The sequence below is a fragment of the Vibrio sp. SCSIO 43135 genome (genome assembly GCF_023716665.1).
Classification (GTDB): Bacteria; Pseudomonadota; Gammaproteobacteria; order Enterobacterales; family Vibrionaceae; genus Vibrio; species Vibrio paucivorans.
On sequence record NZ_CP071860.1, the window covers coordinates 248662 to 271691 of the forward strand.

The 23030-nt window shown below is 47.3% G+C and carries 21 protein-coding genes; 5 read left to right on the forward strand and 16 right to left on the reverse strand.

Features of this window, described 5'->3' with window-relative positions; genetic code table 11:
• Positions 1–7: 7 nt before the first annotated feature.
• The 3 genes from dgcN to J4N42_RS15550 all read right to left on the reverse strand — a co-directional run bounded on the left by dgcN (position 8) and on the right by J4N42_RS15550 (position 2334).
• On the reverse strand, positions 8–1006 hold the full coding sequence (gene dgcN / locus J4N42_RS15540; RefSeq protein ID WP_252033205.1) for an N-acetyltransferase DgcN: 999 nt from the start codon (positions 1004–1006) through the stop codon (positions 8–10).
• A 127-nt stretch (positions 1007–1133) separates the two neighbouring features.
• Positions 1134–2018 (reverse strand): LysR family transcriptional regulator, encoded by an 885-nt coding sequence (locus J4N42_RS15545; protein ID WP_252033206.1) that lies wholly within the window; start codon positions 2016–2018, stop codon positions 1134–1136.
• Positions 2019–2118: 100 nt separating this feature from the next.
• Complete coding sequence (locus tag J4N42_RS15550; protein ID WP_252033207.1) at positions 2119–2334, reverse strand: hypothetical protein; 216 nt, start codon at positions 2332–2334, stop codon at positions 2119–2121.
• Positions 2335–2486: 152 nt separating this feature from the next.
• Here J4N42_RS15550 and J4N42_RS15555 point away from each other — a divergent pair, with 152 nt between their 5' ends.
• Both J4N42_RS15555 and J4N42_RS15560 read left to right on the forward strand, forming a co-directional pair.
• Positions 2487–3848, forward strand: coding sequence for a DUF1800 domain-containing protein (locus J4N42_RS15555; RefSeq protein ID WP_252033210.1), 1362 nt, complete (start codon positions 2487–2489; stop codon positions 3846–3848).
• 12 nt (positions 3849–3860) lie between these two features.
• Positions 3861–5015, forward strand: a complete 1155-nt coding sequence (locus tag J4N42_RS15560; protein ID WP_252033212.1) for a DUF1501 domain-containing protein — start codon at positions 3861–3863, stop codon at positions 5013–5015.
• 58 nt (positions 5016–5073) lie between these two features.
• Here the strand turns inward: J4N42_RS15560 and J4N42_RS15565 are convergent, their stop codons facing one another.
• Positions 5074–5751 carry an HAD family hydrolase gene (locus tag J4N42_RS15565; RefSeq protein ID WP_252033214.1) on the reverse strand — a complete coding sequence of 226 codons (678 nt, stop codon included), beginning with the start codon at positions 5749–5751 and terminating at the stop codon, positions 5074–5076.
• A 164-nt stretch (positions 5752–5915) separates the two neighbouring features.
• On the opposite strand from J4N42_RS15565, the gene J4N42_RS15570 reads away from it, so the two are divergent.
• A complete protein-coding gene (locus J4N42_RS15570; RefSeq protein WP_252033216.1) occupies positions 5916–6854 on the forward strand; it encodes an endonuclease/exonuclease/phosphatase family protein in 939 nt (312 codons plus the stop codon).
• A 28-nt stretch (positions 6855–6882) separates the two neighbouring features.
• Here the strand turns inward: J4N42_RS15570 and J4N42_RS15575 are convergent, their stop codons facing one another.
• The 3 genes from J4N42_RS15575 to J4N42_RS15585 form a co-directional block, all read right to left on the reverse strand.
• Entirely contained in the window at positions 6883–7575 is a 693-nt protein-coding gene (locus tag J4N42_RS15575) for a hypothetical protein (RefSeq protein WP_252033218.1), read from the reverse strand.
• A gap of 3 nt (positions 7576–7578) precedes the next feature.
• Complete coding sequence (locus J4N42_RS15580) at positions 7579–8844, reverse strand: OmpP1/FadL family transporter (RefSeq protein ID WP_252033219.1); 1266 nt, start codon at positions 8842–8844, stop codon at positions 7579–7581.
• A 237-nt stretch (positions 8845–9081) separates the two neighbouring features.
• Positions 9082–10944, reverse strand: a complete 1863-nt coding sequence (locus J4N42_RS15585) for a methyl-accepting chemotaxis protein (protein WP_252033221.1) — start codon at positions 10942–10944, stop codon at positions 9082–9084.
• Between the two features lie 272 nt (positions 10945–11216).
• Here J4N42_RS15585 and J4N42_RS15590 point away from each other — a divergent pair, with 272 nt between their 5' ends.
• Complete coding sequence (locus J4N42_RS15590) at positions 11217–12053, forward strand: LysR family transcriptional regulator (protein ID WP_252033223.1); 837 nt, start codon at positions 11217–11219, stop codon at positions 12051–12053.
• 73 nt (positions 12054–12126) lie between these two features.
• On the opposite strand, the gene J4N42_RS15595 is transcribed toward J4N42_RS15590, so the two are convergent.
• From J4N42_RS15595 to J4N42_RS15605, 3 genes are all read right to left on the reverse strand, one after another.
• On the reverse strand, positions 12127–13158 hold the full coding sequence (locus J4N42_RS15595) for an HlyD family secretion protein (RefSeq protein WP_252033225.1): 1032 nt from the start codon (positions 13156–13158) through the stop codon (positions 12127–12129).
• A 3-nt stretch (positions 13159–13161) separates the two neighbouring features.
• Positions 13162–13668, reverse strand: a complete 507-nt coding sequence (locus J4N42_RS15600) for a magnesium transporter (protein WP_252033227.1) — start codon at positions 13666–13668, stop codon at positions 13162–13164.
• A gap of 151 nt (positions 13669–13819) precedes the next feature.
• Positions 13820–14467 (reverse strand): HAD family hydrolase, encoded by a 648-nt coding sequence (locus J4N42_RS15605; protein WP_252033229.1) that lies wholly within the window; start codon positions 14465–14467, stop codon positions 13820–13822.
• A gap of 218 nt (positions 14468–14685) precedes the next feature.
• On the opposite strand from J4N42_RS15605, the gene J4N42_RS15610 reads away from it, so the two are divergent.
• Positions 14686–15498, forward strand: a complete 813-nt coding sequence (locus J4N42_RS15610) for an MBL fold metallo-hydrolase (protein WP_252033231.1) — start codon at positions 14686–14688, stop codon at positions 15496–15498.
• A gap of 27 nt (positions 15499–15525) precedes the next feature.
• Here the strand turns inward: J4N42_RS15610 and choV are convergent, their stop codons facing one another.
• The 6 genes from choV to betI all read right to left on the reverse strand — a co-directional run bounded on the left by choV (position 15526) and on the right by betI (position 22701).
• Entirely contained in the window at positions 15526–16713 is a 1188-nt protein-coding gene (choV, locus tag J4N42_RS15615) for a choline ABC transporter ATP-binding protein (protein WP_252033233.1), read from the reverse strand.
• A gap of 2 nt (positions 16714–16715) precedes the next feature.
• The gene (gene choW / locus J4N42_RS15620) at positions 16716–17561 is read right to left on the reverse strand and encodes a choline ABC transporter permease subunit (protein WP_252033235.1); all 846 of its coding nucleotides are present in this window, start codon (positions 17559–17561) and stop codon (positions 16716–16718) included.
• A gap of 350 nt (positions 17562–17911) precedes the next feature.
• Positions 17912–18859, reverse strand: a complete 948-nt coding sequence (locus J4N42_RS15625; protein ID WP_252033238.1) for a choline ABC transporter substrate-binding protein — start codon at positions 18857–18859, stop codon at positions 17912–17914.
• Positions 18860–18921: 62 nt separating this feature from the next.
• Positions 18922–20607, reverse strand: a complete 1686-nt coding sequence (betA, locus tag J4N42_RS15630) for a choline dehydrogenase (protein ID WP_252033240.1) — start codon at positions 20605–20607, stop codon at positions 18922–18924.
• Between the two features lie 16 nt (positions 20608–20623).
• Positions 20624–22084: a betaine-aldehyde dehydrogenase gene (betB, locus tag J4N42_RS15635; protein WP_252033243.1), complete on the reverse strand. Its 1461-nt coding sequence runs from the start codon at positions 22082–22084 to the stop codon at positions 20624–20626.
• Positions 22085–22104: 20 nt separating this feature from the next.
• Entirely contained in the window at positions 22105–22701 is a 597-nt protein-coding gene (gene betI / locus J4N42_RS15640) for a transcriptional regulator BetI (RefSeq protein WP_252033245.1), read from the reverse strand.
• Positions 22702–23030: the final 329 nt, after the last annotated feature.

Consider the following 23030-nt stretch of genomic DNA (forward strand, 5'->3'; position numbering starts at 1 on the left):
GCGCCTCTTACACCAAACGATCGACAATACTATTAACGCTAAAGCGAACAGGATCGGTCACAGGAAGTTGGTATCGTTCACTCCACTGTGCGCACAGTTCTCTCGCGTCTTCTTCCTCTAAGCTGGACGTATTGAGGCAAATACCCACGATCTTCGCATTTGGATTGGTAAGCTGAGCCGCTTGCTCGTTAGCAGCAATGGTGGCTTCAATGGTCGGCAAGCTTGCGTGAGGTAAGTGGCGAATGTGTTGTCTACCAATTTCGTGACACAGCACCATGGCATCAGGTTGTGCACCATGGAGCAAGCCCATACTGACGCCTGCATAAGATGGGTTAAACAGAGAGCCTTGGCCTTCAATGATGTCCCATTCGTGGTCGGTAAATGCAGGGCTAATCGCTTCCACAGCGCCTGAAATGAAATCAGCAACGACCGCATCAATTGAGATGCCACTGCCTTGTACCAGAATGCCTGTTTGGCCAGTCGCTTTGAATTGAGCCTTAATGTCACGTTCTTGTAGTGCTTTTTCAATCGCGAGTGCAGCGAACATTTTTCCTACTGAACAGTCAGTTCCAACTGTTAGCAAGCGCTTACCTGCTCGTTCTTTTCCATTACCAACATCAAGGGCATCATCGAAGTGTCTAACATCGTGGAGTGTTGTTTTCCCTGCCTTTTGTAACGCGCTGAGTTCTTCCACATCCGACAGCCTTTGGTGCATGCCTGACGCAATTTCGAATCCCATTTCTGCTGCGAGTATCAGTGTGCTGAGCCAAGTTTTTGGAATAAAGCCACCGGCATTCGCTGTCCCAATGACTAATGTCTTTGCGCCTGCTTCTTTTGCTTGCTCTAGCGATAGATCATCGAGCCCCAAGGATACGGTATCTTCAGTCAGGCGAAGTTGGCCGACACAAACGTTAGGGCGCCACTGGTGAATACCGCGGGCTGTTTTTGCTGAAAGCGGGTCAGTAACATCCCCAAGAAAAAGTAGGTAAGGCTGAGAGATAGACATAAGAATCCTTGCGTTGTATCCGTGAACTGTTGAGATGCAGCATATGAAATACAACGGCGCGCGCCGAATACTTATCTATTCGAAGCCTATAGCTTGAGGTTATACCCTCACTTTGACCGTATTGGTTTTAACTCTCTTGTGCCTCAATTTTAGCTTTGAGTGCAGCGATGAATTGCTGTGCGGTGATAGAGAAGGGTTGATGTTCTGCATGAAGGATCGATACGTGCAATGGGATAGGCGGAGTCAGCTCGGCAGCTTTCATTGTGTTTACGTGACTAAATTGCGCGGCTGTCCAAGGGTCTACCACGGCTGAGCCTGCATTGTGTTTTACCAGCTCGGCGGCCGCCCCATAACTTCTGACAGAAATTTGGTGGTGATACTGCGGATGGGTTTTGTGTATAGCTCGGTGAAGTAACTGACCGAGTGGATCGCGAGAATCTAACCCTATGACGGGTAGGGAAGAGTCGAGTAGAGAAGCGAGCTCAACTGATTGACTAGTATCGGTTGTGGGTAGCAAAGCAACCATGTTCTTTGTTGCGAGAAGCTCACAAGCAATACCAGAAGGTGCGTCGTCACCAAAGCTTACCGCGACATCCAATTCATTTTTCAAAAGCCCTTGGCACAGTTCATCTCTATTCGCGGTTGAAACTTCGACGGATAATGCTTGATCCTCACATAACTTGGTTATGACCGAACTAAGCAAGGCACTGGCGAGTATAGGGGGAGCACCAACTCGAAGGTGCAAGCTGCCTTTTTTAACCTTGTTGGTCAGAGAACGAAATTGGCCGAGTTGCTGGTATATCCGTTCGGCTTCCGGCAGCAAGGTTTTTGCTTCTTGAGTTGGTACCAAGCGACCTTTTACTCGCTCGAACAATTGAAAGCCGAGCTGCATTTCAGTGTGAGACAGCACTCTTGTGACGTTGGGCTGAGAGACATTGAGGTTTTTGGCCGCACCAGAAATAGTGCCTGCCTGCATCACGGCATAGAAAATTTCGAGTTGTCTCAAGTTCATAGTGATATCCAATGCGGCTGGTCAACTAGGGTGTGAAATATTCCTGCATTGTAAACCAATCACGTACATAAGGAAGAGGCATGGAAGAACTTGTCGGGCGTCATTTATCTGCCAAGTGTTCAAGCACATATGGCTCTATTTGCGACAATATACTGGAGCCATGTTCTGACGTGGTATTGATCAACACCCAGCCGTCGGTACCCATAAACTCGGCGTCGTTGTAGGTCAGCGTTGGAGGCTGTTCTGATTCCGAAATGTCTCCTGATAAACGGAAAATACCTATGGGTGTGTTAATTCGGCTGATGGTGAATTTCAAAGGGAGCCCTCAATAGTATCTGTAGGATGTGGAGGTGGATTTAGTTAAGCATAGCGGATTGTTTTTAACAACTTTGAAATATTTACAGTGCGCTAAAATAACTCTTGGCAGTGTTGTTACACTGACAATAATTAAACTTTTCAGGATGTCGTATGGATTACTACCCAACCGCTGAAATTTTAGCTGAGCAGCGTTTTGGCTTCGGGCCCCGACTTAATCAGCCGCGAGTGACTTCAGTGTCTGAGCAATTGCTGGCTAGTACGTATACTAGCGCGGCTGTTATTGACCTACCAAGTACGGCAGCGACTCTGAATGATATCGCCGAGTTTAATAAAAAGAGACGGCAACTAAAGCAAGCTCCTGAGAAGCGACGTGAAGTCCAAAAGCAGCTCAACCAATACTTCAACCAGAGCTATATGGCCCAAATGGCGGCCCGTAGTGAGCAAACACGTCGTACCCCTTATGGCTTTCAGGAGCGGTTAATTCAGTTTTGGGGCAATCACTTTGCGATATCTGCAGATACCCGCAGAGTAAAGCCTATTGTCGCCGGTGTTGAGAACGAAGTGATTCGTAAGCATTGGAATGGCAATTTCGTTGACATGCTGGTGGATGTGACGAAACACCCAACCATGCTGATGTTTTTAGATAACCACATATCCATAGGACCAAATTCGAAAGTCGGTAAGAAACGAGGTAAAGGTCTCAATGAAAACCTTGCTCGGGAAATTTTAGAGCTGCATACCCTTGGAGTGAGCAGCAGCTACACCCAGCAAGATGTAGAGAATCTCGCCAAAGCGATTACAGGCTGGGGGGTTAAGTTTGCCCAACCTAACGCGGGTTTTCGTTTTTCAGCTGGTACTCATGAGCCTGGTAGCGTAACGGTTTTCGGGACCCGCTATTCACAAAGTGGTGTGCGACAAGGAGAGAACTGCCTTAGAGACCTTGCGCTACACCCTGATACGGCCAAGCACTTAGCGACTAAGCTCACCTTGCACTTTATCGGTGATACCCCGAGTGAACTGGTCGATGAATTAAGTAAAATCTACTTGAAATTTGAAGGGGAGTTGACGCCGGTGTATCAAATCTTGGTTGAGCATATGGCTTCAAATAGCCCGAAATCAGTGCGGTTTCGAACTCCACAAGAGTGGTTGTTTGCCGTGCTACGCAGCAGTGGAGTAAGTGTTCCAGATAAAAGAACGGTCAACTTGTTAAGGACGTTAGGGCAGCCCCCCTTTGTCGCAGGTTCACCGGCTGGCTGGTCTGATTCTGATAAAGATTACAACAGCCCTTCTTCGTTGGTGCAAAGGTGGCAAATTGCGAATAACTTAGCGGCAGCAACCATCAAACAGGCTAGGAAAAGGGGGGATAAACCTGACCGGCTGGTGAAAGACATTGTCGCTAACTTGTATGGGTCTGACATCGACCAGCATACGCAAGTTGCGTTAGAAAAAGCCGATGGTTTAGCGATGAAGTTATCTCTGCTTTGGCTCAGCCCCCAGTTCCAGTATCGATAGGAGTATGATGCGATGAATGAATCTAAGTACGATATTGGAAGACGTTCGTTTTTGAAATCTGTCGCGGCGTTTGGCGCATGCTCCGCGTTACCTAATTTGGCTTTTGCTAAAACCGACTCCAGTAACTTGTTGGTTTGGATAACGCTTCGCGGTGCGATGGATGGTTTGAACGTTGTGGTTCCGTATTCTGATCCCGATTATTTGCCGAGCCGTCCAACTATTGGTTTAAAACAGAGCCAATTGAACAAGTTGGATGGAATGTTTGGCCTGCATCCTAACCTAAAACATGCTTACGATTGGTTTAATACGAACGAACTTGCCATTGTTCATGCCGTTGCGACGCCTTACCGCCAGCGCTCACATTTCGATGGTCAAAAAGTGCTTGAAAATGGTACGAGTGATCCAATGCATAGGGAAGGTTGGTTAAACCGGTTACTGCTGACAAACAGCCAATCGAAAGGTATTGCTATTGATGCGGGGTTGCCGCTAATTATGCAAGGTGACGAATCAGTAAGCAGTTGGTACCCAAACAACCTTAAAGTGAGAGACAGACAAGCTCAATTACTTGAAGAACTGTTTCAAAGTGATCAAGCGTTGTCTGAAAACTTTATGGAAGCCATGGAGATAGAGAAAATGGCTGGTGAGGCGATGACAGGGCGACAATTTTCTGCGCTCGCTTCACAGGCAGGCAAATTTTTAACCGCTGAAAACGGCCCTAACATTGCTGTGCTAGAGCTCGGAGGCTGGGATACTCATGCAGGGCAAGGCTCGGTCGCAGGTCGTTTGCCCAACCAGTTGAAAAAGTTGGATCAAGGCTTAGCGGCACTAAAAAAAGCGTTAGGTCCACAATGGCAAAAAACTGCAATTGTGATTGCTAGTGAGTTTGGCCGCACCGTCAAAGAGAATGGCACACAGGGGACGGATCATGGTACCGCGAATGCTGTGTTTATTGCTGGTGGAGCCGTAAGCGGTGGGAAAGTGATAGCAGACTGGCCGGGGTTATCTGACTCCCAGCTTTATCAAGGGCGAGATCTTGCCCCAACCACAGATATGCAAACGGTAATTAAAGGCGTGCTTCGGGATCATCTTGGGGTATCAGAGAGCAAACTTGATTCGATATTCCCTGAAAATGATGAGAAAGGAATGGCTGAGCTGATAAAAGTTTAATACTGTGCATAAAGAAGCCGCCTAGTATAGGTGGCTTCTTTCATGAATTAGGCTCAAATTAGCCCCAGCTTAATCGCTGCCAATTGGCTGTCTTCTGCCCGTTGTTTGTTACTAAATAATGGTTTAGTTGCTCACATGGGTTAACGAGATAAACGTGGTCGGCGTGCAGACACAGCGGAAGATCGTTAATTGAATCCGTGAAGAAGTGGATGCTGTCGTAGCGTTTGTCGGTTGCTGCTAACCATTGTTTTAATCGTGTCACTTTTCCTTCTCGGTAGCTGGCTGTACCGACGACCTTGCTGGTGAATCGATGGTCTTGCTCTTTTAAGTCGATTCCAATGGCTTGCTCGATGCCAATTTTGTCTGCAACCGCTTCAACCAAAAATGCAACGGAAGCCGATATGATCAGCATGTCGATTTGGTCGCGTTTTAGCTCGGTAATTAGCTGTTTTGCTTGGGGAAATAGCTTAGGTAACACATCGCGTGTTACACATTCTTCTACCCACTCCATGGCTTGCGTTTTTGGATGGTGAAGCAAAGGGGCCATGCAAAACGTAAGATACTCTTCCATGTTCAGTTCACCGCGAGCGTACAGCGCCATTAAATGCTCATCTTGCTGCAGAAAATTTGGGTCGGACACAATGCCTTTTTCCACCATGAACTCGTTCCAAATCATGGCGCAGTCGCCGTTGATGAGGGTTTCGTCTAGGTCAAACACGTATAAAGGCTGGGTCATAAATGAGTCTCTTTGTCGGATGAAGTGAAGCAAAAAACGCAAGCATAGCGCGAGTTTATGTCAGTTCTATTTCACTCTCTAAGTAGCGAAAAAGTACGCAAGTTAGTGAATAGTAGACGATAATTGTACAACTGACAGCAAGTCAGATGGAGCGAGGAAGCGGAATGCAAAGGTTTCGATGGCTAATTTGGGTAGCAATCATCGTCCCGAGTGTTGTGTGGATCACGCTGCATTTCACCGCAACCCAGTGGTGGATTGAAAACTTAATCGGTGTACCAAGTTTGCTGCTCGCCTACTATTTAATGCTGACTCTGTTCTTTGTACTTGCACGGTTGTGGCTTTATACCGCGTTATGCGCGTTGATGTGCGCCGCGTTAATTCTGATTACGCCGCCCAATAGTCGTGTAGTGACGGCCAACTGTTCTTCCCCCGTGACAGTGCTTCAATACAACATGCTTTACTACAATCCGCATGTGAATGAATTCATTAACTATCTGCTGTCGCACCCGACCGACCTTGTGGTACTCCAAGAGGTTGCACCGGAAGATGGCGAGAAGTTCAAGCTACTCGATGATATTTACCCCTACCAGTATGGAGGTCAGCCCGAAGTCGGTTACCCATCGAGTCAGATGATTTTGAGCCAAGCGCCTTTAGTCGATATGTCTGTCTTTCATACACCGGATGGTCAGAACGTCATCTCTGGTATTTGGCGACCGGTTTCCGGCAAAAGGATTAAGCTATTAACTGCGCACCCTCCGTCACCACGGACCAAGGAGTTATGGTATCGACGCAATGCATTGCTACGCACCATTGAAGCGATGATAGAGCAGTACCCAGCGGATGAAATGTTGGTGATTGGGGATTTCAATTTGTCGGCCAATAGCCGTCGATTTAGCGCCTTATTCCCAAGCTTTGAAACGGCACCAGTAGCAAGTTGGCCGAACTGGAATCCCCTATTTGATACTCCAGCGTTCACCATGATCGGGATTGATCATTTATGGCTAAAATCGCGTAAATCTGGCTGGCGGATTTGTTCCCGCCGCGCAGACAGTTCTATTGTTGGCTCTGACCATAGAATGGTGAGAACTAAGCTGGGTTATTAGGGCGAGAAGCCCCAAATGGAAGTGCGGTTTACTTAAACTCGTAGGTGTAGGAAATGCCCCAGCGATTATTTTCACCAAAGTCATCTTCTGAGACGACACCATAAAAATTAAACGATTGAGCATCAGTCAGTTTGTGGCTTAATCCTGCACCAAACCAGTACCCCGAGTAGTCATCTGACCCCATTGAACCACCACCAAAACCCATTAGAGTCCACTTCTTGGTGAGTGGCTTTAAGCCAAACATGCCCAGATAACCACCGTGGCTTGAGGCAGGCATTAGTACGTAGTCTTGCTCTAGGTTGTTGTCATCGAAATGAGCAATTTCCCCATCGTTATAACTGTAACCAGCCATAGGAAATAGTTGCCAGCCTAGCGGTTCAATACCGAAGTAGTCTAATGGAACAAAAGTGCCGATACTGTAGTTATTTCGGTAGCCGTCGTAGTCGTATTCAGCGCGGCTAAAGTTGAAGTTAACGATACCCATGGGTAACAACCATGAACCACCGACTCGCCACTCTTCGCCGTCGGCATTAACGCGTGCATTAATCATGCGTGCATCATCAAGGCCTATAGAGCCAGATATCTGCAAGCTTTCGCTATAGGCGAGTCCAGCTTTAGTGACAATTTTAGTTGGATCTTCGTGGTGTTTTTCTTCAGCTTGTGCGCTCAATGCGCACAAGCTTATGGCCATAAGGCCAGATAAATATAGAGAGTGCTTCATAAGTTAGAAAGTGAGGTTCATCCCAACGAAGTGGATGCGGCCTTCAAATGTACCGTTGATACCAATTCCAACGTCTCTGCGTTCAGCGATCTCAACACTGCCAAAGTCGGCGTATTCGTAGAACACATCAAAGGTGTAACCATCCCATTGTGTGCTGGCACCTAATGAGTAACGGTATTGCTCTCCTACAGGTAGGTCGACCCACTGTTTCGTTGGGTCTTCCTGTGGTGAGGTTTCATACGAGAAACCAGCTTTTAAGCGCCAATCGGCATTGAGGCGGTAGTCGGTGCCAATTGCAAACTTCCACACATCATCCCATTGGCGATCGATGGAGTTCAATCCAGCTGGATTGCTTGGTAAATAGCCAAAATCAAATACGGTTTGATCCCATTCACTCCAGCGGTGTAATTGAATGCTGGCCAATAGGTTTAAGTCGCTGGTTGCAGCATAGCTGGCGCTAACGTCCACAATGGCTGGAACGGCTAGGTCAGAAGCGACAGCATGAGTACTCGAACTAGCGGTTTTTAAGTTCGTGGAAAATTCGTGTTCAACTTTAGAGCGGAAGCTGACACCTAAGTCGAGCTTATCGCTGTGCTTATACATCACGCCAGCATTGAAACCGTATGCCCAATCAGAAGATTGCTCTAGCTGCGCTGAGCCCATTCCCATTTCTAGTGATGCCCAGTTAAATTGCGCTCCCAAGCCCCAAGAGACTTGGTCGGTTACGCGGAAACTTAACGCTGGGTTAAACTGCAGTGCAGTTAGGGTGATATCTGTCATTAAATTGCTGCCAGCCCAGTCGTGGCCGTAATCAAGGCTAGAGCCTCCAACGGTTCCAAAGGCGAGGCCAAGGTGAACATCTTCATTCAATTGGCGAGCATGAAAGACCGATAACGATGGCATTACGGTATGCGCTTTGCCATTGTCGGCTGGGTCGCCAGTCTCGTGCTGGTATTTCATTTCTAAATCGAATGCCGTGACGTTGACAGTCGTCAGGCTTTCACCCATGTGTGACATGGTCGCTGGGTTAGTCCACATAGCGGCAGCGGATTGAGTGTACACGCCGTCACCAGCTCCTGTGGTACCCGCGTTGGCAACGACGGCTTCTTGAAGAAATAGGCCACTGGCATTTGCGGTTGAAGCGGTGAATATGGCTGCGCTTAAAAGAGAAAGAGTAAAAATAGGCGCGAGTTTTGTCGTGAATGAATTGCTTTGCAAAGCTTTAGTCGATGCTTTGCGGCGGTTCAGAGGGTTGTGTTCAGTCTGCATGGTTGTTCCACTTATTAGGAGGCATCCATGCTCCAAATGTGTCGAAGAGCTCCGTTCTCATCGACTATGTAGTTATCGCTCACTAGGCCATGCATATTGTAAGGAAATACGTGATTGCTTTAGGAATAACCATTATTCCTTGCGGCTATATTTCTTATGGAGATAGAGCACATAAATGGGTTACGTAGAGCAATGTCGTCACTCAGGCTCTAGAGTGAGAGCCTGAGCAATGATGACTTATACGATAAACTGGTTCATTGCTTTCGATTGCTGTTTACCCAGAGCATTTTGCTGCTCGATAAGCTCCGAAGTATGGTCAGTCCGTTGGGCTATTTGGTCAGACAAATCCTTGATCGTGACAGTATTTGAGTTGATCTCCTCTGCGACCAAGCTTTGCTCTTCCGCAGCCGATGCGATTTGAATATTCACTTCAGCGATTTGCGACACCGAACTCTTAATATTCGCTAGAGCTTCACTCGCTTGCTGCGCCTTCTGCACGGTTTCTTCGGCAAGTTGGAAGCTGGTGGTCATTGCTTTTGACGCGCTATTAGCGCCTTGCTGCAGGCGCTCTACCATTTGGCGGATTTCGTCGGTCGACTCTTGTGTGCGCTGGGCTAGGGTGCGTACTTCATCGGCGACTACCGCAAAGCCTCGGCCAGATTCACCGGCGCGAGCGGCTTCTATGGCTGCGTTCAAGGCAAGTAGATTGGTTTGATCGGCAATACCATTAATCACATCGACGATGGTTTCAATGCTTTCGGTTGAGTGTGCGACTTCACTTACCGTACCTGCAGCCGCTTCTAATTCTTGCGCTAATCGATCAATCGCATCGGAGGTTTCTGACACAAGGTCGGCGCCTTCGCTGGTCGATAAGTCCGCTGTTTGAGTTGACTCTGCCGCATGTTGAGCATTTTGAGCCACTAAGTTAGATGTGGTCGACATCTCGTTCATGGCCGTGGCTAACTGTTCAACTTCTTGAACTTGGTTGTTCAGCAGTTGATTCGACTCGTTGAACGCAGATTTCGCTTGCTCCGATACGTCTGACACGGTGTCAGCGGTTTTTTGCGAGCTTTGTACTAAAGACTGTATAGCGGCGACAAAGGCATTGAAGTTTTCCGCCAGCATCTTGAATTCAGTATCGCTATTGGTCTCTAGGCGTTTGGTTAGATCACCATTGCCTGAAGCGACATTTGCCATGGCTTGATTGAGGTGCCCAAGCGGCTTCGTTAACCAGTTAAGAACAAATAGGAAAATGATGGAAACGATAACTAAGGCCACACTGGTCGCTGCAATAGAGTAGTTACGAATGTCGTACAGCATCTCATGGGCTGAGTCGTAGTCGAGAATCATACCTACGTACCAATCTTCGCCAGGTATTTCGACAAAGTCCAGATAGGCACGCTCACCTCGTACATCGGTCACGATAGGCTTGGTGATAATCTTGGCATCATTAAGAACTCGAGCCATTGGAGCGCCGTTGAAACTCTCATCTGGGTAACTGATTAAGGTGCCATTTTTGTGCACGATAAACACCATGGCATCGCTATTGTTATCGAGGTGAATCTTGCTCGAAAGATCAGACAGGTCGACATCGAAGAAGGTTGCGCCGATCAACGTAGATGCGTCGTACACTGGGTAGGAAATCGAAACCAAAATTGCGCCCGTTCCCTCATCTTTATAGGGTTCGGTAATGGTGCGTGCTTGGTTGCGTACCGCATCTTGATACCAAGGGCGGCTGCGAGAGTCCCAATCACCAGGTGGTGTCCATTGAGTGTCGTTGTGCAAGATAGAGCCATCTTTGTGATAGCCGATACCTGCAGTGACAAAGGTTTGTCGGATTGAATTGGTGGTGAGCAATTGGCTATTTGGCGCGTGGTGTTCACGGGCCAGTTGCTCTGTAACGTATTGGCTAAGTGCATACTTTCCTTGCAGACTTGCGGCGACCAATTTAGACACATCTTCCAGAGTTCTATCAATTTGTTGCTCGATGGATTCTTCTACACCGCTACTCACCGCTTTATATTGTATTAGCGACAAAATAGTCAGTGCAACGACGCTGATGACAGCGCCGGCTGCAACGATCTTAGTTGTAAACTTCACTTTTCACTCGTACGTTATTTATAAAAACGTAATTAGATGTGATTCAAGTCATTAAGTGGGAATAGTCGATATTCCAAACGAAATAGGCGAGTAGCCAAGAAGTTGTTTTTTATAGAAATAATCGGGTCTACACTACGCGGCTTCGATTGTTTGAGTCATTTTGCTAAATGAGTAGTGATGTAAGTAGATATTTCAAACATTACTTTCGGCATTGATGGCGCAGTGCATACGAATGGGTTAATTTTAATAAGAAATAACGAACAAGGATAAAAATGAACGACTTAAATGCGCTTCATGTGTTTTTAGCCTTAATGCAAACACGCTCTACTCAGAAGGCGGCGAAAAAGATCGGTCGCTCTCAGTCATACGTTTCCAAAGTGTTGGCTCAGCTGCGAGAAGATTTGGCGGATCCGCTTTTTCTTCGCGAGGTATCAGGCCTTGTTCCAACCAATTATGCTGAATCGATAGAACCCAAAGTACGCAACGCGCTCGATCAACTGGATTTGGCAATCGCACCTGAAGTGTTTGATCCCGCAAAGCTTGAGAAAATAACGTTGCACTTAGTCGAGCCATACCTTATCCAAATTGGCAAAGAGCTGATTGAAGAGATCCGTAAACACACGAGTGCGCTTATTGAGCTTCGCCAGTGGGGAGAGCACAGTGAAGAGCTGATTTTGCGTGAAGAGGTTGACCTCGGCGTACACGTGATTAACGACAAACCGCAAAGCTTCTACCAAAAGCGCATCCACTCTGGGGCCGGATATTTTGAAGGCAATCAGCAGGGCGAGTACGTTAAGTTCATTGTTTCTGGCGTGAATGAACATGCCGATCATTTCAAAACCCTCGACCCTAATGTCGAGGTCGGCATCATCGTCGATAGCCACCAGTTAATGGCTCAGCTGATGGACGATTGTTTTACTCTGAGATACGAACCTTACTACGATGCTAATGAGCAGCATAAACTGAATTTGGATGTTGCGCTGATCAGCAAAGCATCGCTGCGCCATGCGGCTAAGCAGAAGTGGTTGTCTGAGATTATCGAAAATATTATCGATCGCTATATCGAATCGTGGGTAAGGCCAAGTGAATTAAAAAAGGAAACCAAATAGTTGGTTTCCTTTTTCGTTGCTCATTAAATTGAGCCTAGCCTGACGTTGTTATTGCTATTTAGAATGGCGAGCTTTATAAAGCAGACAAGTAAGACTTGTACGCTTTAAGCCTCACGGTTGCACCGCCGATGATGTCCATAAAACCAAGTGCCGAGTGCGGCTTCTTCGCTGAAACCCAACCTGAACCTGTTGCACCGATCGGTACGTTGTAGCCTGCTGGTTCTTCAAACTCGATCACGATAGTACGGCCATGAGAACCTGTGTTGGCACCAACGTGGCGACGAACACTTTGCGAACCGTTGATTGGTGATACACTCGCTTCACCTGTACCGGTTGTTACACTGTGTACACGTCCGCGGAAAATCTCACCTGGGTACGCATCAACATAAAACTCGGCAAACTGACCTTCTTCAATACCGCGATAAGTTTGGTCGGCGATACGCATTTCAACAAACTTCTTGTTGGTGTTGTAAAGATGCATGTTACCAATTCGCGTGCCTTCTGCGATGTTAGTAATTGAAAGCTGCCCATCAAACGGAGCGCGGATTTCGCGGCGCTCGTTTTGCCACTTTGCCGTCGCCATTTGGGCATCAAGATTTAAGATTTGTGCATTAACCGATGCGATCTCTGCTTCAGTCGACTCAATGCGAGTGCGCACGTCATCACGTTGATATTCTTGTGCGTAGTCATCGAGCTTCTCTAAACGAGTCAGGTTTTTTCTATCGTTATTAATTTGGTGCGTGAGCGCTAGGATCTCAGCTTGCGCTGCATCCTTTTGTGCTTGTAAGCCTTCTAGTTGATGCGCCGTATCTTCAGTACGTAAGGTGTATATTAGGTCACCTTTTTTCACCATTTGGTTATGCACAACAAAGATTTCTTCGACTTCTTGGCCAATAAGTGGGCTTAACACCGCATGTGGAGCTTTCACTGTGGTACTGTCGGTCAAATCCGCAGGTGACCAAAAACGGTGAGCTGTAAATAGCGCTGCGGCTAATAGCACGCCTGTACCGACGATGATTACCGCATTTCTGAGTGTCCACTGAACAATCCCTGCTTTTACCAAAATCCAACAAATCAGTACGTAAGGGAGCATAATCTCTTTCATGGCTTATTCCTCCGTAGATTTTGCAGGTTTACGGCCGTTACGAATGATGTTCGACATTTCTGCCGCAAGCACATCCCAACGAGCGAAGGCGATAATGATGGCAAGAACCCACCACGTTTTATCGATGAACAAGCCGCAAAGCGATAGAGCGAAAACGATCTGAGTGTGTGCACTCGACATTTCTGCTGCTTTGTGGACTGCGACTTCATGCAGTTGCCAGAATAGGTAGGCGGTATAAATGAGGATGGCAACCGTGACAAAAAAGACGAATCCCATAAAGATTTCTGAATCGAGTAACTTCAAGATGGTTGGATAACCATTAGAAAAGTACTCTTCAGGTAAGTCTTTACCGTGAATTTTGCCCAGCTTTGACAGCATTAGCGATGCACCAACAAGAGTGCCAATGGCAATGATGGCTTTAAAAAGAAAAAGTAGGGTGTTTTTGACTATCCTTTGCAGTTTATTGCCTGAACCCTCCGATGGGACAAGCGCAGCGTTATTGGAAGACATGATAGGTATTACCTTAATTATTGATCTATCAGCTACCTTACCTTGGAGTGGTATATCTTGTGGGAATAGTGATTATTCCAGACATAATCGAGAAAAATTTGAGCGAGATTAAGAACAGTACGTAACGATATGTTACGTACTGTGTCAGAACTTAAAGTGATTTAAGTTGCATAAGTACGTGGTGAAGGGACGGTTGGATGCTGTGGCCAAGCGCTAGCACTTCTGGGCAAGGTTCCACCAAATCAGGGACTTGGAAGGTTGTCATGTTAGCGGCAACCGAAGAACGTACACCATTGTTTGAGTCTTCAAACGCCACACATTGGCTTGGATCTACATTGAGCCTGCTCGCCGCCAATAGGTAGATTTCTGGATCTGGTTTGCCGTGAGTCACTTCGCATCCTGTTGTGATGTTAGCAAAGTAGCCATCTAACCCAGCGAGGCGAAGTTTGATTTTTGCGACGTCTTTTTGTGTAGAGGTTGCAACGGCGGTTGGGATGTTGTTTGCCTTTAACCACTCCAGTAGTTCGATCACGCCATCTTTGACTGGAATGGCTTCGTGCTTGACGATTGCATCGTAACGCTTACGCCACTCAGCGTGTAGGCGGTCGAGATCATCACCGTACGCATTACGTAAAATCTTATTTATGGTGACTGAGTTACAGCCAATGATTGAGAGATAAGCTTCTTGGAGAAAGGGAAGGTCTTGCGCTTCACAAGATTGTTTGAAAACGCGCATACAGACTTGCTCGGTATCGAGCAGGAGTCCATCCATATCAAAAATAGCCGCTTGAAACTTCATCAGTACTTCTTTATCTCATGGGACAGGAGGCCACTATTGTTGCACAGTCAGACACACGGGCGGAATGCCTTTATGTCAAAATCGCCATAAATCTAGTCACTCTCAGAGTTAACTTTGTTAATTATAATTTTGTTAGTTATTTTGCGCGGAGCCGATGGACAACTAAACTTTGTAGACGAATCCATCTTGCGACATGGTCGCAATCTCTAGGGGGATATATGGCTACTCAGACCATTCAGCATTTCTTTCATGCCGACTCTGGCACTATCAGTTACGTTGTTTCCGATACTCACACTCGTGAAGCCATCATCATCGATCCGGTTGCCGATTATGATGTCGCAACCAATAAGGTCAGCTTTGAGTCGGCGCAAAAGATACTGGATTACTTGGACGCCAATCAACTACATGTCACCGCGATTATGGAAACGCATGTCCATGCCGATCATCTTTCAGGATCCTTCCATTTGAGCAAAGTGCTCGGCGCGCCGATTCATATTTCGGAGAAGGTGAAAGAGGTCTATTCCTCGTGGAAAGACGAGCTTGCGTTAAGTGAGATGTACCACTTTGAGCACTTGCTGCTGGATCAAGAGCATTTGGATTTTGGCGATTCGCACTTGGAAGTCATTGATACCCCGGGGCACACACCATCGGACGTTACGTACAAGATAGGTGACGCGCTGTTTGTTGGGGATTCATTATTCCATCATGGAACCGGGCGGGCTGATTTTCCGGGAGGTAGTGCTGAAAAGATGTTTGAATCGCTGCAAAAGCTCTACCAGCTGGAAGACAGCACCGAAGTCTATTTGTGCCACAACTACCCCGATGATGAAGAGCACTTGATTCACAAAACCACCATTGGTGAAGAGAAACATGAAAACTCTTTCCTCACCGATCACACATCAAAAGCTGACTTTGTTGAAAAGCGGGAATCTCGAGATCACCAATTAGCGCAGCCCAAGCTTATTTCACCTGCACTGCGCTATAACCTAACGGCAGAAAACCCAACCAATGAGTATTTAAATAGGCATTAATACTCACCGGTTCGGCTTACAGGCGCTCTAGGCCGCATTAAGCTGCTGGTAGTTACCGAGCAACGCTTGATAGAAGTTGTTGTCACTTAACGTTCCAATTAACTGTTGGCCTTCAACCAATAGTAATGGGTTACCGGTGCGAAGTTTGATTTCTATGGCTTCTCGCATATCGATGTCTGGAGACGCGGCGACAATCATACTCTCGTTGAGTTGCTCGATATCCATCGTCACTTGCTCCCAATGGATGAGCTGTAATTCACTTTGCTGGTGGAGTTTAAGAACGTTGTTTTCGTGCCCAACCCATAACTCTGAATCCGAGCAAACTTGCCAGCGTTTACCTTGCGATTCCAATTCATCAACTGGTTGCATCAAAGAGCGGCCTTTTAGTACGTTGAGTGGGTTGGTGTGAGCGACAAAGTCTTTCACGTATTGAGTCGCTGGGTTAAGAATAATATCTTCAGGTTGCCCATGTTGAATCAGTTTCCCAGATTCCATGATTGCGATGTTATTCCCAATCTTAAGCGCTTCATCTAAGTCGTGGCTAACAAACAGAATGGTTTTGTTTAACTTACTTTGAAGCTCTAGAAGCTCTTCTTGTAGCTGGGCTCGAATCAAAGGGTCTAGCGCTGAAAAAGGTTCGTCCATGAGCAAAATGTCACTGTCCATCGCAAAGGCTCGAGCGAGGCCGACACGCTGCTGCATCCCCCCGGACAATTCATGAGGGAACTTGTTTTCCCATTCATCAAGCCCAACCATCGTTAGCTGTTCACGGGCTTTTTCACGGCGTAGCTTTTTGCTCATGCCCTGCATTTCAAGTCCGAACGCAACGTTATCTAACACGGTTAGCCATGGCATTAAGGCAAACTTCTGAAACACCATCGAAACGCGGTGCGTTCTTAAATGCTGCATGGTAGCGTCATCGCAGTTAGCGAGTTCCACTGCTTGGTCGCCATCTTTGATCTTTAAAGAGCCACGGCTAATGGTGTTTAGCCCATTTACCGCGCGCAATAAACTGGACTTGCCCGAACCAGATAGGCCCATAAGCACGCAAATCTCGCCCTCTTGGATGTTCAAGCTAACGTTATCCACGCCAACAACTTGCCCTGTTTGGTCGATGATTTCTTGGCGCGCTAAACCTTGATCGAGTAAAGACAATGCTTGTTCTGGTTTATCACCAAACACCACGTCGAGGTTAGTAATTGAAATGGCATCCATGATTAAACTTCCTTACTCTGCTTTGGTGTTTTACACAGACGATCGAGGATGATCGCGACAAGAACAATGGCTAATCCAGCTTCAAAGCCCTGTGAAATGTTGACCGTATTCAATGCTCGAATGACAGGTTTACCAAGTCCGTCAGCACCAACTAATGCCGCGATCACTACCATCGACAGTGACAACATGATGCATTGCGTGACTCCGGCCATTATATTCGGCAGTGCGGCGGGCAGTTCGACCTTGAACAGCAATTTCATCTTGCTGGCACCAAACGCTTTACCTGCTTCAATAAGTTCTTCTGGTACTCGAGTGATGCCGAGGTAAGTAAGGCGGATAGGTGCAGCGATAGCGAATATGATGGTCGAGATTAATCCTGGAACAATCCCTAATCCGAACAGAACCAATGTAGGGATCAGATACACAAAGGTTGGCACCGTCTGCATAAGATCGAGGATAGGGCGCATAATGGTGTACAGCCAAGGTCGATGCGCTGCCATTATGCCAAGTGGTACACCAATTAATACGGAAATCGTTGTCGCTGCGAAGACGAGAACAAAGGTTTCCAGCATTTCTTGCCAGTAGCCGAGGTTAAGAATCAGCAATAATGCACCAACGACAAACACCACCAGAGACACTTTGCGGTGCAAGTACCAAGCAATTGCCGCCGTAATGGCCATTGGCAGTGCAGGGGGCATCCATTTAAATACATCGACTAGGAAAAGAATCACGGTTTCTAAGAAGAATGAAATCGCATCAAACAGCCCTGCTGCATTGATGGTAAGCCAATCCACCCCGTTTTCCATCCAAGTGCCTAAAGGGATTTTATTGTCTGTTATAAAGTTCACACGAGCGCCTTTAAGAAGGTGGGCAGTGTGCCCACCTTGTCCTTGTTGTTAGGGTCTGTTGATCTTTCATGGTTAAATTTTGTTCGGATGGGGACGCCTAGTCAAAATCGTTTTAGGCGAGGCGAAGACTGTGTCGCCTAGTCATTCTAAGCAAATAGTCTTCAACAAAGCATAAAACGATTTTAACGGGGGCACCTAGCTCGAACCCTTCGGGCAGCCTTTGTGGTTCATTTCTACAGCGTTATCGGCTTCTCATGTAGGCTAGCTACACATCAAAGCCTCTGTCTTGTAGAAATTTCCCACAAAGTGCTGCAAAAATCAGCTTGAAAGATCAACAGACCCTATGGGTTTTAAGATTTAAATTGCGTTAGGTAAGTCGTTACCGCTTCCGATGCAGCCGCACCATCTTTGGTAGTGACGTTGTCTAACCAAGCATCAATGGCCTGCGGGTTTTTAATTAACCACTCGCGTGCTGCTTTGGCTGGCTTTTCGTTTTGGTTAAGAATGGCTTCCATCAACTGGTTTTCCATTTCTAGGCTGAACTGAAGGTTTTCCAGCAGTTGACCGACGTTCTTACATTCTGAGGTGTAGTTTTGGCGAACATTGGTGTAAACATTTGCACCACCGTAGTTCGGGCCAAAGAAGTCGTCGCCACCGTCTAGGTATGCCATATCAACATTGCTGTTCATTGGGTGTGGAGCCCAACCTAGGTACACGATCCATTGGTTGCGGCGAACGGCGCGAGAAACCTGCGACACCATGCCAGCTTCGCTGGACTCAACCAAAGAGAAATCTTTTAGGCCAAACGCGTCATCGTCGATCATAGATTGGATTAGGCGGTTGCCATCGTTGCCCGGCTCAATGCCGTAGATGCGGTCTTTAAACTTGTCTGCGTGCTTTGCAATATCAGCAAAGGATTGAACGCCAGCATCGTAGACGTATTGAGGAACGGCAAGCGTGTATTTTGCCCCTTCCAAGTTTGCGCGCACGGTTTCTACCGTTCCTGCTTCGCGGTACTTAGCGATGTCGCCTTCCATGGTTGGCATCCAGTTACCAAGGAAAACATCGATATCGCCGTTTGCCATTGATGAATAGGTCACAGGCACGGAAAGCAGTTGAGTTTGAGTTTTGTAGCCTAAGCCGTGCAAAAGTTCTGTGGTCACAGCAGTTGTTGCGGTAATGTCCGTCCAGCCCACATCGGCAAAACGAACCGTCTCGCACGATTGATTCGCAGAGACATTAAATGCGGCCAGAGAGCTTAGCCCGATAGTAATGATTGTCTTTTTAGACAGAGACATAATGTATTCCTTGTAATGATTACTGACTTTCTTATTGTTGCTATGCTGAGAATGGTTGAGTGTTAGTCGATGACTCTTAACGGCTCCTTCTCGCGTTGTTTGGTTTGCCAATCCGGTGCGATCCAAACCGGTGCTTGTTCCTGCGTAAGCATTGGCTTTCCTAAAATCATGTCGGCGGCGCGTTCGGCGACCATAATGGTCGGCGCGTTCAAATTGCCGTTGGGAATGGTTGGGAAAATCGATGAATCGACGACACGCAATTGCTTGATTCCACGTACCTGACAATGTTCATTGAGCACGGCCATAGGATCGTTATCTGCGCCCATTTTGCAGCTGCATGATGGGTGATAGGCACTTTCGACGTTCTCTTTCACCCAAGCGTCAATGGCGTCATCGGTGGTGATGTCGAATCCCGGTTGGATTTCTTCACCGCGATAGCTGTCCATGGCGGGCTGATTAAGAATTTCACGCGTCAATCGAATGCAGTCGCGCCAGTCTTGGCGATCTTGCTCGGTCGATATGTAATTGAACTGGATTTCTGGCTTAGCGGTTGGATCACTGGAGGTGATTGAAACACTGCCTCGGCTTTGCGGCTTATTTGGCCCTACGTGTACTTGGAAACCGTGTCCATCAAATGCGGCCTGTCCGTCGTAGCGCATTGCTGCCGGCAAGAAGTGATATTGGATGTTTGGCCATTTTAGCCCTTCACGAGAGCGGATAAATGCGCATGACTCGAAGTGGTTCGTTGCGCCTAATCCGGTGCGAGTTAAGATCCACTGAGCGCCAATTTTGCCTTTACTGAACCAGTCGAGCTTGCTGTTGAGCGTAATCGGCTGCTTACAGTGATATTGGAAATACACTTCAAGGTGGTCTTGTAGGTTTAGTCCAACGCCTGGTAAATCGTGTTGTACTTCTATTCCTGCTTGTTCGAGCACCGCTTTCGGACCAATACCTGAAAGCTGAAGCAGTTGTGGAGAGCCGATAGAGCCAGCACACACGATCACTTCTTTCGCCGCGTTAGCTTGGTTGATTGTGCCTGACTTTTGATATTCAACGCCTGTCGCCACTTGGTTTTCAAGCAACACTTTGTGTGCCACAACGCCTTTATGTAGCGTTAGGTTAGAACGCTTTAGCGCACGCCTTAAGTAGGCATTAGAGGTTGAAGCGCGTACTCCGCCGTCGACGGTCATGTGCATGGCGCCAAAGCCTTCTTGCTGGTAGCCATTATAGTCATCGGTTCGTGGGTAGCCTGCGTCGCTGCCTGCATCGATAAAGGCTTGATACAGTGGGTTGAGCGCCATGTCGTTACCGTTACAGGTGCCAACTGGGCCGTTTCCGCCACGATATTGGTCTTCGCCTTTCACCCAGTTTTCTGCACGGCGAAAATATGGCAAACATGCTTGGTAGTTCCAACCTTCAGCGCCTTGTTGCTCCCATTCATCGAAGTCACAAGCATGGCCACGAACATAAACCATACCGTTAATCGAAGAGCTACCACCGAGCACTTTACCGCGAGGACAGTGGAGCTTTCTTCCATCCAAGCCTTGTTCTGAATTGGTTTCAAACTGCCACGCATAACGTTCACTGTTCATGGGATAAGACAGTGCCGTTGGCATCTGAATGAAGATACTTTTGTCTGTGCCGCCCGCTTCAAGTAGTAGAACGCTGTGCTCGCCAGATTCAGTAAGCCTATCGGCGAGGACACAACCGGCTGAGCCTGCTCCAACTATGATGTAATCGTATTGCATGATGTGAGCACCCTTATTAAGCGTATGGGCTGGCGTAATCGCCAAGCTCAATCAACACGCTTTTAGTCTGGGTGTAGTGATGCAATGTTTCTGGTCCGTTCTCGCGCCCAAGCCCAGAGTGTTTGTAGCCACCAACCGGCATTTCGGCTGGGGAGTCACCCCACGTGTTGACCCAACAAATCCCAGCCTGCATTTGGTGAATGACTCGGTGAGCACGAGATAGATTCTGGGTAAATACGCCTGCAGCGAGCCCGTAATCGGTATTGTTAGCGCGTTGAATCACTTCATCTTCATCTCGGAACTTGAGGACCGACATGACTGGGCCGAAAATTTCCTGCTGAACATGAGGCATATCATCGCTGCAATCAGTGAACACAGTCGGTGCGACGAAGTTACCTTTGTCGAGCCCATTCTCAGTGACTTGATAGCCACCGACCAATAGTGTTGCGCCGCTCGCTTTAGCTTGCTCGATAGCATTCAGAACTTTAGACAGGTGATCTTTTGAAATGAGAGCGCCAATTTGAGTCTCCATTTCCATTGGATTACCCACAATCAGTTTCTCTGTTCGATCTTTAAGCTGACTGACAAACTGGTCGTAAAGCTTCTCATGGACAAAGACACGGGTACCGTGAGTACACACTTCGCCCTGAGTGTAGAAGTTAGCGACCATCGCGGCTGATACTGCGTCGTTGAGCTTAGCATCATCAAAGATGATCATTGGTGACTTGCCACCTAACTCCATGGTGACGGACTTGAGTGTTTTCGCACTGTCTGCCATCACCGCTTTCCCTGTTCCGGATTCACCTGTGAAAGACACCTTGGCTATCGCCGGATGTGCTGTCAGCATTTGGCCGACGCGGTAGTCGCCTTGAATAACATTGAATACGCCATCTGGCACTCCGGCTTCGGTGAAGATTTCTGCCAACTTGAGCGCTGTTAACGGGGTCTCTTCAGAAGGTTTGAAAATCATCACGTTGCCCGCCGCCAGTGCCGGAGCGGATTTCCACATTGCGATTTGAATCGGGTAGTTCCACGCACCGATACCTGCGCAAATGCCAAGTGGTTCGCGGCGAGTGTAGAAAAACTGGGTTTCGCTCAGAGGTTGCTGCTCACCTTGTAGAGCTGGCGCTAGGCCGGCAAAGTACTCAATCACATCGGCGCCCGTTGCGATATCGACTTCGATCGCTTCTTGTAAAGGCTTGCCTGTATCGGCCACTTCAAGCACAGCGAGTTCATCGTTTCGTGCTCTAAGGATCTCTACCGCTTTGAGTAAAATTCGGCTTCTTTCCATCGCGCTCATTGCTGACCAAACCTTAAATCCACGGTGTGCAGATTCGATGGCAAGCGTGAGGTCATCGTGGCTCGCTTGGCCTATTTCTGCTAAAGGTTCGCCATTGGCTGGGTTATAAGTTACAAACGTTTCGCCGGATTGGGCGTGAGCGAGCTTGCCATCAATATAAAGTGATTTCATTTCCATTTGAGAGCCTGAATTGGTTGTTATTGTTTTGCGTAGAACGTTAGCTGCTTGTCTAGGTAGTCGTTGATGATTGCGTTGGCTTTATCTGGGTTAATACCGTCGGGGTTGAGCGCCCCACGTAACCAAATACCATCGATCAAAGAAGCGATACCGTGTGCGACAAGGTTTGCCTGCTCTGGAGTGAGTAACGATTTAAGTTCAATTTTAAGGTGAGAGATCAAGCGTTTTTCATTGACGCGTTGTAGTCGGTTGAGCTGCTCGTCGTGCATTGAATAAGACCAGAAAGCCAGCCAGGTTTTCACAACCTCGCTTTCCGACTGAAAGCCTTCAAAGTTTCCTTTCACAATGGCATTGATGCGCGCTTGATGGGCGTCTTTTGGCAACGCTTTGAGCTCGGCCATGATCGTCTGGGACAGTTGTCTCAGTACCACTCGCATGGTTTCTTCGAGCAGACCGTGTTTACCACCAAAATAGTGATTGATGATCCCCGTCGAGACTCCAGCTTCCTTGCTGATCAGTGAAATACTTGCGCCATGCAAACCAACGCGATCGATCACTGCCATAGTGGCTTTGACGAGCTGTGGTTTACGAATATCTGGCATCCCAACCTTGGGCATTTTCGAGTCCTTTATTTTTTATTGAACGTTCAATTAAATATAAAATGACATGAAAATGTTTAGAGTACAAATCTATTTTGTGATCAATTATCCCTCTTGTTGAGTATGGGTTTAGGTTTATTGTCTTTAATTACAGTGATTTAGTGGTGGTGTGGGCGTTGTGTTTAGAAGTGTAAAAATTTGAGTTAAATACAAATTTTAGATGGCTAATCTTGTATTCATCAAAGCAATACCTCTACAGGCTGCTTGGTTACGTTAAGCAATAGGAGCAATTACTTTGCGCTGCAGTTTGAGTTTTAGCTCTATCATTAGCGGCGTTTGAGAGCACA